The sequence below is a fragment of the Flavobacterium sp. genome (genome assembly GCF_043756175.1).
Lineage (GTDB): Bacteria > Bacteroidota > Bacteroidia > Flavobacteriales > Flavobacteriaceae > Flavobacterium.
On sequence record NZ_JAYURN010000111.1, the window covers coordinates 1 to 11,211 of the forward strand.

Annotated in this window: 14 protein-coding genes; 9 read left to right on the forward strand and 5 right to left on the reverse strand. The window is 31.4% G+C overall.

From position 1 onward, the window contains the following. On the reverse strand, window positions 1-578 hold a 578-nt coding region (locus ACH2BP_RS08860; protein WP_395059047.1), incomplete at its 3' end, for an adenosylhomocysteinase. Between the two features lie 240 nt (window positions 579-818). Here ACH2BP_RS08860 and ACH2BP_RS08865 point away from each other — a divergent pair. From ACH2BP_RS08865 to arfB, 5 genes are read left to right on the forward strand one after another with little or no spacing between them, the layout of a single operon-like run. Further along, window positions 819-1,460 carry a 4'-phosphopantetheinyl transferase family protein gene (locus ACH2BP_RS08865; protein ID WP_395059049.1) on the forward strand — a complete coding sequence of 214 codons (642 nt, stop codon included), beginning with the start codon at window positions 819-821 and terminating at the stop codon, window positions 1,458-1,460. A 12-nt stretch (window positions 1,461-1,472) separates the two neighbouring features. Further along, window positions 1,473-2,207 (forward strand): geranylgeranylglyceryl/heptaprenylglyceryl phosphate synthase, encoded by a 735-nt coding sequence (locus tag ACH2BP_RS08870; RefSeq protein WP_395059051.1) that lies wholly within the window; start codon window positions 1,473-1,475, stop codon window positions 2,205-2,207. Window positions 2,208-2,215: 8 nt separating this feature from the next. Continuing rightward, window positions 2,216-2,833, forward strand: coding sequence for a nicotinamide riboside transporter PnuC (gene pnuC, locus ACH2BP_RS08875; RefSeq protein ID WP_395059053.1), 618 nt, complete (start codon window positions 2,216-2,218; stop codon window positions 2,831-2,833). Further along, window positions 2,800-4,389, forward strand: coding sequence for a DUF4301 family protein (locus tag ACH2BP_RS08880; protein ID WP_395059055.1), 1,590 nt, complete (start codon window positions 2,800-2,802; stop codon window positions 4,387-4,389). The genes pnuC and ACH2BP_RS08880 overlap by 34 nt, the downstream gene beginning before the upstream one ends. Further along, the gene (gene arfB / locus ACH2BP_RS08885) at window positions 4,389-4,793 is read left to right on the forward strand and encodes an alternative ribosome rescue aminoacyl-tRNA hydrolase ArfB (RefSeq protein ID WP_395059057.1); all 405 of its coding nucleotides are present in this window, start codon (window positions 4,389-4,391) and stop codon (window positions 4,791-4,793) included. Before ACH2BP_RS08880 ends, arfB begins: the two co-directional genes overlap by 1 nt. A gap of 90 nt (window positions 4,794-4,883) precedes the next feature. Here the strand turns inward: arfB and ACH2BP_RS08890 are convergent, their stop codons facing one another. The 3 genes from ACH2BP_RS08890 to ACH2BP_RS08900 all read right to left on the reverse strand — a co-directional run bounded on the left by ACH2BP_RS08890 (window position 4,884) and on the right by ACH2BP_RS08900 (window position 7,159). Further along, complete coding sequence (locus ACH2BP_RS08890; protein WP_395059059.1) at window positions 4,884-5,651, reverse strand: enoyl-CoA hydratase/isomerase family protein; 768 nt, start codon at window positions 5,649-5,651, stop codon at window positions 4,884-4,886. 72 nt (window positions 5,652-5,723) lie between these two features. Beyond that, a complete protein-coding gene (locus ACH2BP_RS08895; protein WP_395047946.1) occupies window positions 5,724-6,473 on the reverse strand; it encodes a uroporphyrinogen-III synthase in 750 nt (249 codons plus the stop codon). Between the two features lie 20 nt (window positions 6,474-6,493). Then, window positions 6,494-7,159, reverse strand: a complete 666-nt coding sequence (locus tag ACH2BP_RS08900) for a DUF4271 domain-containing protein (RefSeq protein WP_395059061.1) — start codon at window positions 7,157-7,159, stop codon at window positions 6,494-6,496. A 98-nt stretch (window positions 7,160-7,257) separates the two neighbouring features. Between ACH2BP_RS08900 and ACH2BP_RS08905 the strand changes: the two genes are divergently transcribed. The 3 genes from ACH2BP_RS08905 to ACH2BP_RS08915 are packed head-to-tail and all read left to right on the forward strand — an operon-like array spanning window position 7,258 to window position 9,779. Continuing rightward, window positions 7,258-7,983 (forward strand): polyprenol monophosphomannose synthase, encoded by a 726-nt coding sequence (locus tag ACH2BP_RS08905; protein ID WP_395059063.1) that lies wholly within the window; start codon window positions 7,258-7,260, stop codon window positions 7,981-7,983. Window positions 7,984-8,012: 29 nt separating this feature from the next. Further along, window positions 8,013-9,350, forward strand: a complete 1,338-nt coding sequence (locus ACH2BP_RS08910) for a dihydroorotase (RefSeq protein WP_395059065.1) — start codon at window positions 8,013-8,015, stop codon at window positions 9,348-9,350. Between the two features lie 3 nt (window positions 9,351-9,353). After that, window positions 9,354-9,779 (forward strand): DUF4296 domain-containing protein, encoded by a 426-nt coding sequence (locus tag ACH2BP_RS08915; protein WP_395059067.1) that lies wholly within the window; start codon window positions 9,354-9,356, stop codon window positions 9,777-9,779. Here the strand turns inward: ACH2BP_RS08915 and ACH2BP_RS08920 are convergent. Next, complete coding sequence (locus tag ACH2BP_RS08920) at window positions 9,769-10,761, reverse strand: NAD-dependent epimerase/dehydratase family protein (RefSeq protein WP_395059069.1); 993 nt, start codon at window positions 10,759-10,761, stop codon at window positions 9,769-9,771. The two genes, ACH2BP_RS08915 and ACH2BP_RS08920, sit on opposite strands and share 11 nt — an antisense overlap. Before the next feature lie 148 nt (window positions 10,762-10,909). Here ACH2BP_RS08920 and nth point away from each other — a divergent pair. Next, window positions 10,910-11,211, forward strand: a 302-nt coding sequence (gene nth / locus ACH2BP_RS08925; RefSeq protein ID WP_395059071.1) for an endonuclease III domain-containing protein, incomplete at its 3' end; no start/stop codon positions are given.

Sequence of the window (11,211 nt, forward strand, 5' to 3'; positions counted from 1 at the left end):
GATTTGGTTACTGCATCATTCACGTTTATAGCCGGCATTGGTAAAGTTCCAGCTTTTACTCTTTCGTACAAACGGTGAACACCAGTTGTAGTTTCTTCAGACAAACCTTTAATTCCAGCAATTAATTCCGGGAATCTATCAATAACCATGTTAGTCAAATCGCCACCATCGTCCAAAATCATGTTTAATGGTTTTCTATCTTCTCCAAAGAATAAAGTTTGCTCGATACACCAGTCAAAATCAACTTCATTCAAACCTTTCCAAGCATAAACCTGAATTCCAGCAGCAGCAATTGCAGCAGCAGCTTGATCTTGAGTTGAGAAAATGTTACAAGAAGACCAAGTAACTTCTGCACCAAGAGCAATTAGAGTTTCAATCAATACTGCAGTCTGAATGGTCATGTGTAAACATCCCGCAATACGAGCACCAGCAAGTGGTTGTTCGTTTTTATATTCAGCACGAAGCGCCATCAATCCTGGCATTTCAGCTTCCGCTAATTCAATTTCTTTTCTTCCCCAAGCCGCTAGAGAAATGTCTTTTACTTTGAAAGCCACATAAGGCATAGTCGCTGTACTCATATTTATAGTATATTTGTATTATAAAATTTTTGCAAATTTACGGAATAAGTTTATAAAAAAACTAATTTCAGGAATATTTATATATTGTTTAACGGTCTAATTTATAGACCACTAATTACTGTTTTTTTCAGGAGCTATTTCCCGTCTCGTCCCAAAAGACGAGATTGCAATCTTTTCTTTTTAAAGAAAAAAACAAAAAGGATTTGCGTTGCAATCGGGGCTAAAAATCAATTACATAACATGCCTTTACATAAAATAATTACCCACGATTCGGCTACCAAAATTTATATTTGGAAAATCGAAGAATCCTTCGAAGATTTATTCGATGAAGTTGTTCTTAACGACATAAACCTCATCAGGTTAAACACGATGAAATCTGAAATGCACCAACGAGGATTTTTAAGTGTTCGTAAACTATTACAAGAAGCGGGTTATTCTGATTTTGATCTCCATTATGATCAAGACGGAAAACCACATCTAAAAGACAATCAATTTATTTCAATATCTCATTCTTCCGAATTTTCGACTATTGCAATAAGCGATAAACCCGTAGGAATTGATGTCGAATTAGCTAAAGAAAAAGTCTTAAAAATCGCATCTCGCTTCATGGATATCTCGCATCTGGACGGTTTATCAGAAGAAGAACAAATTAGAAAAGCTACTGTTGTTTGGGGAATAAAAGAATCTGTCTTTAAAATTAAAAACGAGAAAGGTATTAGTTTTCCAGACCATATCTTTGAAAATCCTTTTTTATTATCCGATAAACGAGCAACGGCAAAATTATCTTTTAACAATCTAATTGAATCATTCAATATATTTTTTGAAGAAATAGATTCGAATAATAACCAAAATTATACTTTAGTTTACGCATTCGAAAATTAGAATTAAATAAAAATGAGTACTATTTACAATCAAATCTTAAAAGCTAAAGCAGATCCCGAAGGATCGGGAAAAAAACTACTTGCTATTTTGCTCGACCCTGACAAAATCGATTTAGACAATATTCAAAAATTAATCGAAAAAATTAATTTATCCCCTGCAACACATATTTTTGTAGGCGGAAGTCATGTTAAAAACAATATTCTTGATGGATTAGTTTCAGAAATCAAAAAAAAATGCAATTTACCAATTGTACTTTTCCCTGGAAATCCGTCGCAAATATCGGACAAAGCTGACGCGATTTTGTTTCTATCCTTAATCTCGGGAAGAAACTCAGATTATCTAATAGAACATCAAGTAAATGCAGTTCCAATTTTAAACAAAACCAATCTTGAAATTATCCCGACAGGATATATTCTTATAGAAAGTGGCGCTGAAACTGCCGTAGAACGCGTGAGCAAAACAAAACCTTTGTCAAGAAATAATCTAGAATATATTCTTCAAACCGCACAAGCTGGAGAAATGTTAGGCAAAAAACTTATCTATTTAGAAGCAGGTAGCGGGGCAAAACTTTCTGTTTCTAAAGAAATTATCACATTAGTTTCTCAAAATATCAACATTCCATTAATTGTTGGGGGCGGAATTACAGATTTCAGTGATATTGAAAAAACCCATAATGCTGGTGCTGATTTAGTAGTTATAGGAACTGCTTTCGAAAATAATTTGAATTTTTTTAACCAAAACCTTTAACATTACAAATGATAGAATATTTATTTTCTCAATATAAAGATTATCCAACCTACGAAATTATACTAGAATTAGTTGCAGTTTTTTTTGGATTATGGAGCGTTTGGTGTGCCAAAAAAGACCATATTTTGGTTTTTCCAACAGGACTAGTTAGCACATTTATATATGCCTATTTACTTTGGAAATGGGATTTATTAGGCGATTCGATGATAAATGGTTATTATTTTGTTATGAGTATTTATGGTTGGTATCATTGGACTCGAAAAAAAGGAGAGGTTACAGAATTTCAAATTTCGGCAATAACAAATAAAGAGAAAATAATAGCGTTTATTATTTTTGTATTAACGCTTGTTTTTGTTATCATTGTATATCTTTATTTTGGTAAATTCAAGAGTTGGTATTCATATATAGATACCTTATTAACGGCAATATTTTTTGTCGGCATGTGGCTCATGGCCAAAAGAAAAGTTGAGAATTGGATTTTCTGGATTATTGGTGATTTAATCTCAATTCCTTTGTATTTTTCAAAAGGATATACATTTACAAGTTTACAATTTCTAGTATTTACAATTATTGCCGTTTTTGGTTATTTAGAATGGAAGAAAATATTACAACAAGAAATAGTTTAATAGAAACTTATGGTTTCAACGATTCCGATTTTAAGCAAATTGAAGATAAAGGAATTTCACTAGACACTATTTCAAATCAACTTTCCCTTTTTAGAAATAAAATCCCGAAAATCACGTTGCAAAGTGCAGCTACTTTACAAAACGGAATTTGGAATTTATCCGAAGAAGAGTTTAAAGAAAAGATTTCTTTTTTTGATGAAAAAAAATCAGTTTTAAAATTAGAAAAATTTGTTCCAGCCTCTGGAGCAGCAAGCAGAATGTTTCAATTTTTGAATGAATTTCTGAACACTTTTGATGTTGAAACGGATACTATAAACGGATATATTAATAAGACCCAAGCAACAAGTCTTACTGTTTTTTTAACAGGAATGGAAAAATTTCCTTTTTTTGAAGCTGTAAATGAAAAACTTGAGGCAACCTTTTCAGACATTCATTCTTGGGAAATTGACAAGAAAAATTACTACTTCATAAAATTTCTAATTGGCTCAGAAAATTTCAATTTTGGCAACAAACCAAAAGGTATTTTACCATTTCATCAATACAAAAATCATGTTGCCACACCTGTTGAAGAGCACCTGAATGAAAGTACTTGTTATGCTTCATCAAAAGGAATTTCTAATTTACACTTTACGATTTCGGAAGAACATCAAAAGGAATTTGAACTTATTTTATCGACTGTAAAAAGTAAAATAGAATCGGATAACAACTCTAAAATTAACATCAATTTTTCTTATCAAATAGAAAAAACAGATACGCTTGCTGTCGATTTTCAGAACAATCCTTTTCGGGACGAAAACAATAAATTAGTATTTAGACCCGGTGGGCATGGCGCTTTGATCGAAAATTTGAATAATATTGACGCTGATGTTATTTTTATTAAAAATATAGACAATGTGATTCAAAACCATATTGAAACGATATCGCTTTACAAAAAAGCATTAGCAGGAATTTTGATGCAGTTGCAAAATCAGATATTCACTTATTTAAAAGATTTTGACGGCAATTTAGTTTCCGAAAATGACCTGAAATCAATTATTTATTTCATAAAAAACAAGCTCAATATTGTAATTTCAAATGATTTTGAAATTACAGATTTTGATGATAAAATCACCTACATAAAAGAAATTCTGAACAAGCCAATTCGTGTTTGTGGCATGGTAAAGAATGAGAATGAACCTGGCGGAGGCCCTTTTTGGATCAACACAAATGGAAATATTTCTTTACAAATTGTAGAAACTTCTCAAATAGATTTACAAGACGAAGAACAATTGCAAATATTTCAATCGGCAACTCATTTTAATCCAGTTGATATTGTTTGTGGTGTTAAAAATTATAACGGCGAAAAAATGAACCTGCACAAATTTGTAGATAACAACAGTGGTTTTATCGTCGAAAAAAATATAAACGGGACAAACTACAAAGCCTACGAATTACCCGGTTTATGGAACGGTGCTATGGCAAATTGGCTTACCGTTTTTGTAGAAGTTCCGCTTATCACTTTCAATCCCGTAAAAACAGTAAACGATTTACTAAAACCTACTCACCAAACGCAATAATGGAAACTGAAAAAATAATAAAGGAATTAGTTTATAAAGCTGTACGAAGTTCTGGCGCCGGTGGACAAAACGTAAATAAAGTGTCTAGTAAAGTAATTTTGAGTTTCGATTTGCAAAATTCCCAAGTACTTTCGGAAGAAGAAAAAGAGTTGGTTTTAACAAAACTATCTTCAAGATTAACTTCAGAAAACATACTGATTTTAAATTGTGATGAAGACCGAAGCCAACTAAAAAATAAAGCTATTGTTACGAAAAGATTTTTAGAATTACTTAAGAATGCTTTAATCGTACCTAAAATCAGAAAAGCTACTAAAATTCCAAAATCCGTAATTAGAAAAAGAATAAAAGACAAGAAAAATATTTCTGAGGTTAAGAGTAACAGAAAGAAACCTGATTTAGATTAAAAAGAATAGATTTCCGCCTTCGCGGAAAAGACAGGAGTGATGTTTGTCTTTCCCGCGAAGGCGGAAATCCAAAAAAACTTTTCTCAAATTTTATTTCTTAAACGCACTCAAAGCATTTTTAGTAAAATCGGATAAAACCAATTGTCCAGAAATAGCCGCTCTATCATATAATAAAGTATTCCAGTTCGCAGTGTTTTCCCAGAAAACTTGTTTCATCCCTTCCAAAGCTTCTGGATTATAAGAAGATAATTTAGAAGTAAATAATGCTAAACTTGTATCTAAATCTTCCATTGAAGAAAAAATTTCCGAATACAATCCGTTTTCGAAAGCCCATTGAGCACTTTTCCAATCATGAGCAGCCAATGTAAGTTGTGACATTGCAGTTTTTCCTATTTTTCTAGAAACTGCTGGTTCTATTACAAATGGCCCAATTCCTATGGCAAGCTCAGATAGTTTTACCGATGCATTATCAGTAGCAAAAACATAATCACAAGCCGAAGCTAGACCTACACCACCACCAACTGCTTTACCTTGCACTCTTCCAATAATTATTTTTTGGCAAATTCGCATCGCATTAATAACATTAGCAAAACCACTAAAAAATAATTTTCCATCTTCAAAATTATCTATAGAAAGTAATTCATCAAAAGAAGCACCAGCACAAAAAGCACCATTGCCTTCACTTTTTAGAACAATTAACGAAACCAATTCGTTTTCGCTTAACAAGTTTAATTCGTTTGTTAAATCCCTTAATAAGTTACTTGGGAAAGAATTGCTAGCAGGATGACTAAAAGTAATTGTTGCGGTTTTATTATCGATTGTAGTTGCAATAAATCCGACTGGGCTTAATGTATTCATGTGATTTCTTTAGAACTGTAAATATAAAAATTAAACCTAAAAAAAAACACCTGCCGAAGCAGATGTTTTTTTTTATTTTCCTTTGTTTGCTTCCGAAACATATTTTTCTAAAGCCATTGTCATAGAAGGTGTTTCTGGTGTTGGTGCCAGAATATCTATTCTTAAACCATGTTCTAAAGCTTCTTTTTGGGTTGTGCTTCCAAAAACAGCTATTCGAGTATTGTTTTGCTCAAAATCTGGAAAGTTTTTAAATAATGATTTTATTCCTGTTGGACTAAAAAAGGCCAACACATCATAATAAACATCTTTTAAGTCTGACAAATCACTCATTACAGTTTTGTAAAAAGTTCCTGGAAGCCAGTCTATTTTTAAATTGTTTAATGTTTGAGGAATATCTGCATTTAGTTGGTCTGACGAAGGTAATAAGTATTTTTCGTCTTTATATTTTTTGAATAAAGTAGACATGTCTACAAAATCCTTCTGACCTACATATATTTTACGTTTTCTGTACACTACGTATTTTTGAAGATAAAATGCTACTGCTTCCGATTGACAAAAATATTTCAAATCTTCAGGAACTTTATAACGCATTTCTTCAGCCACTCTAAAAAAGTGGTCTACCGAGTTTTTACTGGTTAAAATAATAGCAGTAAAATTGTTCAAATCTATTTTTTGTGTGCGTACATCTTTTGCTAAGACGCCTTCCACATGAATAAATGGTCTGAAATCAACTTTAACCTTGTGCTTATTTTGTAACTCAAAATAAGGAGAGTTTTCAACCTTTGGTTCAGGTTGTGAAACTAAAATTGTTTTCACTTTCATATTAAACATTTTCTAATGCACTACCTTTTTGTAATAATATAATACATAAAATAATAGGGCGCGAATTCGAGTGCGCAAATATATAAAATAAAATAAAACAACTTACTTAATAATAATTTTTGATAATTCTTTAATGAAACCAAATATGTTACTGCATTAATTATCAATAACATAATCATAACGCCAATTATAGCGTAAGTATTCATAATATTTGTATAATACATGATTATATTAACTGGTAATAAAAGTAATCCCATATAAGTTCTATAGCTTACTTTAAACAAATTGAACTGTTCTATAAAATTTTCTATATTAAATGACGTTGCAATAATCTTCTCAATCAAGAATTTAGAGAGTATGAAAAAACTTAAAAAAGTAAATATTTGTATAAACGTGACCCAATTTGTTTTAGTCGCATATCCGAAATAACTTAAAACCAATTGCAAGAAAAATGATATCGAAATAAGCTGAACAACAAATAAAAGTATTGTAAACCAACTCATTAAATTACTACTGTCTTTATATATTTTTAGGTATTTATCATTAATTAATAAATTCACAAAATCTCTAAAACGATTTTCGAAAGCAGTTTTAGTCACAACAATCAATGAAAAAGCAATAATAAACAAAATGGTTACCCAGTCTTTGTTTTCTACAATTCGAGGAATAAGTTCAGTTTTACTCATTGTGCAAAATTACAAATTTTTTAAACTATTATTTAATTATAAATAATTTAAGAAACTCATTTGCGAAAAAGCTTATTTTTGCATCAGAATTTTATATTATGAAAGACGGAATTGTAATAATCCCAACCTATAACGAAATAGAAAACATCGAAACAATCATTCGAGCAGTCTTTTCGTTATCCAAAAAATTTCATGTTTTAATTATTGATGACAATTCGCCCGACGGAACCTCTAACAAAGTAACGGAACTGCAACATGAATTTAGCGACGGATTATTTCTTGAAACCAGAAAAGAAAAATCGGGATTAGGAACAGCTTACGTGCATGGTTTCAAATGGGCATTACAACACGATTACGAATATATTTTTGAAATGGATGCCGATTTCTCACACAATCCAGCCGATTTAGAAAAACTATACAACGCTTGTAATACAGGCAAAGCAGGAATGGCAATAGGCTCTCGTTATGTTACTGGAGTAAATGTTGTAAATTGGCCACTAAATAGAGTTTTAATGTCTTATTTTGCTTCTGTATATGTGAGATTTATAACTGGAATGAAAATTCATGACGCTACGGCAGGTTTTATTTGCTATCGAAGAGAAGTTCTAGAAACCATCGATTTAGATAAAATAAAATTTACTGGTTATGCGTTTCAAATAGAAATGAAGTATCGTACCTTTATAAATAAGTTCAAAATTACCGAAGTGCCTATTATTTTTACCGATAGAACTAAAGGCGAATCTAAAATGAGTAATGCCATTATCAAGGAAGCTGTATTTGGCGTAATTATGCTTCGAGTAAGAAAAATTTTTAATCGATTATAAAATAATTGATAATCCAAAAACCAAAAAAAATGAAACAAGTTTTAATAAAGAATGCAAAAATTGTCAACGAAGGAAACATATTTGAAGGCGATGTTCTTATTGAAAATGAATTTATTATAGAAATTGGAGAAAACATCAGTCCTAAATCTTCTGATTGTAAAATTATTGATGCCGAAGGAAATTATTTAATTCCCGGAATGATTGACGACCAAGTGCATTTTCGCGAACCAGGACTTACTCACAAGGGTGATATCGCATCAGAATCTCGTGCGGCAATTGCGGGAGGAATCACTTCATACATAGAACAACCCAATACTGTTCCCAATGCAGTAACACAAGAATTATTAGAACAAAAATATCAGATTGCAGCCCAATCATCGTATGCCAATTACTCGTTTATGATGGGTGCAACAAATGACAACCTAGAAGAAGTTCTAAAAACCAATCCTAAAAATGTAGCTGGAATCAAAATTTTCTTGGGTTCATCGACAGGAAATATGTTGGTTGACAATGAAGCAGTTTTAGAAAAAATATTTTCGAGTACAAAAATGCTTATTGCAGTACATTGCGAGGACGAAACAACGATAAAAAATAATTTAGAAAAATACAAAGCAGAATACGGCGACGATATCCCAATGGAATTTCATCATCTTATTCGTAGTGACGAAGCTTGTTATATTTCGTCATCAAAAGCAGTAGCATTGGCGCAAAAAACAGGCGCAAGATTGCATATCTTTCATGTTTCGACGGCAATAGAAACAGAACTTTTTTCAAAAATTCCAGTTGAAGACAAGCAAATCACTGCTGAAGTTTGTATACATCATTTGTGGTTTACCAACGATGATTATGCAAAAAAAGGAACACTCATAAAATGGAATCCATCTGTAAAAACCCAAGCAGATAAAGACGAGTTATGGAAAGCCTTACTCGATAATCGCATCGATGTTATTGCCACCGACCATGCACCTCACACACTTGAAGAGAAACAAAATCCATACACAACAGCTCCTTCTGGCGGACCACTTGTACAACACGCTGTTGTGGCAATGTTTCAGGCTTTTCATCAAGGCAAAATTTCTGTAGAAAAAATCGTAGAAAAAATGGCACACAATCCTGCAAAAATTTTCAAAATAGATCGTCGTGGTTTTATAAAAGTTGGTCATTATGCCGATTTAGTTATTGTAAACCCAGGAATGCCATGGCGAGTAAACAAAGACAATATTTTATACAAATGCGGTTGGTCTCCCTTTGAAGATTTTACATTTACATCGAGAATTACTCATACTTTTGTAAACGGAGAATTAGTGTATCATAACTCTAAAATTAAAGAGATTCACTGCGGTAAGCGACTAGAATTTAACCGATAACTTATGAAGAAAATTATTTTATTGCTATCCCTTTTAATTATTGGAGCTTGTTCTAATAAAAACGAAATTCCAAAGCCAACTAAACCAATAGACAAAGAGGTAATGGAAAATATCTTGTATGATTTGGCTTTGTTACAAGCACTGAAGAGTTATAGTCTTGGAAAACTCACTGAAAACAGCATAAATTCGAAAACTTATATTTACCAGAAATACAAAATAGATAGTTTACAGTTTGTACAAAACAACAAATATTTCGCCTCGGATATTGAAACTTATAAGCTAATGTTCGAAAATGTATCTAATCGATTACAAAAGGAAAAAAATCAAATGGATACAATTCTTAGTAAAGAATTGAAAATTAAAATTAAAAAATCTCATGATTCTTTGGCAAAAATAAATAAAAAATCTAAAATTATTGTTAGAGGTTAGTTTTTAAAGAGTTTAGATAAACATCAACTTCTAGAAATTTATATCCCAATCGTTTTATTGTTTTTTCATTAGAATAAACATCTTTACTATGTAAAGCACTAGCTAGATCATTAGTCAATATTCTTTTTTTACGAAAAAAAGTTGCCAAAAACCAATCAGCTCGCCAAGCAAAACTAGTGAGTAATTTCCCCACATAGAGTTTAGGTTTTTTTATTTTTAGCGTTTCGGCAATAGCAAAAACCAGTTCTTGATAGGTTTTATTTTCAGAAATCAGGATAAATTTTTCGCCTGTAATATTACTTTGCATTAGCAACGATAAAATACTTACAACATCATTTACCGAAATAAATCCTGTACTTCCTTTAGTGTAAAAAGGTAATTCATTTTTTACTTTTTCATAGATTTCTCCGCTACCTTCTATCCAAAAAAGTGGACCAAGAATAACACCAGGATTTACAATAATTACATCAAGTCCCTCTTGTTGTGCGCGCCAAACTTCCATTTCGGCTCCATATTTAGAAATAGCATAATCACTATGTTGAATTTCTGGATTCCATTCAGATTCTTCTGTAACAATATTTTCATTTGGCGCTAAATCTCCCAAAGCGGCAATAGAACTCACGTAACACAGTTTTTTTATTTTAAAATCAATACAAAAACTAATAATGTTTTGAGTTCCTTCTATATTTGTTTTTCTGAGATTTCCTTCATCTTTTGGATCAAAAGAAATTAAAGCAGCACAATGATAAACATAATTAATATCCTGAAAAGCAATTTCGAGCGAAGGAATATCTAAAATATCAGCTTGACACCAATGTATTTTGCCAAATAATTCTTGTTTATTATAATATTCGAAAACAGATTTTACTTTTTGTTTTCCGTTTTCATTTCTAAATAATGCTTTTACCATTTGACTTTGCTCTAATAAATGCAAAACCAAATGCGAACCCACTAATCCTGTTGCTCCTGTAACTAATACCATTTTGTAAAATTACGAATTACAAATTACGAATTACGTTTTTTCGAATAATAGAATATTCAGGTTCAAAAAAAATTGATTTTTGAAATTGTCATTGATTTTTGAATTTTGATATTGAAACCGTACATTTACAATTCAAATTTACTTAAAAATGACTAAAAAAGAACGTGTAACTTTTGTTATAAATACGTTAAAAGAATATTATCCATCGATTCCAATTCCGTTAGACCATAAAGATCCGTATACTTTGCTGATTGCCGTTTTGCTTTCGGCGCAATGTACAGATGTGCGGGTGAATTTAATCACGCCATTGTTGTTTGCTAAAGCAGATAATCCATATGATATGGTAAAAATGAGTGTAGAGGAAATTAAAGAAATTATTCGTCCTTGCGGGCTTTCGCCAATGAAATCGAAAGGGATTTATGGCTTGTCTAAAATGATTATTGAGCTCCA

Coding starts and splice junctions, on each gene's coding strand:
- ACH2BP_RS08865 (WP_395059049.1), top strand. CDS start 819: ATGCCTTTACATAAAATAATTACCCACGATTCGGCTACCAAAATTTAT.
- ACH2BP_RS08870 (WP_395059051.1), top strand. CDS start 1,473: ATGAGTACTATTTACAATCAAATCTTAAAAGCTAAAGCAGATCCCGAA.
- pnuC (WP_395059053.1), top strand. CDS start 2,216: ATGATAGAATATTTATTTTCTCAATATAAAGATTATCCAACCTACGAA.
- ACH2BP_RS08880 (WP_395059055.1), top strand. CDS start 2,800: ATGGAAGAAAATATTACAACAAGAAATAGTTTAATAGAAACTTATGGT.
- arfB (WP_395059057.1), top strand. CDS start 4,389: ATGGAAACTGAAAAAATAATAAAGGAATTAGTTTATAAAGCTGTACGA.
- ACH2BP_RS08890 (WP_395059059.1), bottom strand. CDS start 5,651: ATGAATACATTAAGCCCAGTCGGATTTATTGCAACTACAATCGATAAT.
- ACH2BP_RS08895 (WP_395047946.1), bottom strand. CDS start 6,473: ATGAAAGTGAAAACAATTTTAGTTTCACAACCTGAACCAAAGGTTGAA.
- ACH2BP_RS08900 (WP_395059061.1), bottom strand. CDS start 7,159: ATGAGTAAAACTGAACTTATTCCTCGAATTGTAGAAAACAAAGACTGG.
- ACH2BP_RS08905 (WP_395059063.1), top strand. CDS start 7,258: ATGAAAGACGGAATTGTAATAATCCCAACCTATAACGAAATAGAAAAC.
- ACH2BP_RS08910 (WP_395059065.1), top strand. CDS start 8,013: ATGAAACAAGTTTTAATAAAGAATGCAAAAATTGTCAACGAAGGAAAC.
- ACH2BP_RS08915 (WP_395059067.1), top strand. CDS start 9,354: ATGAAGAAAATTATTTTATTGCTATCCCTTTTAATTATTGGAGCTTGT.
- ACH2BP_RS08920 (WP_395059069.1), bottom strand. CDS start 10,761: ATGGTATTAGTTACAGGAGCAACAGGATTAGTGGGTTCGCATTTGGTT.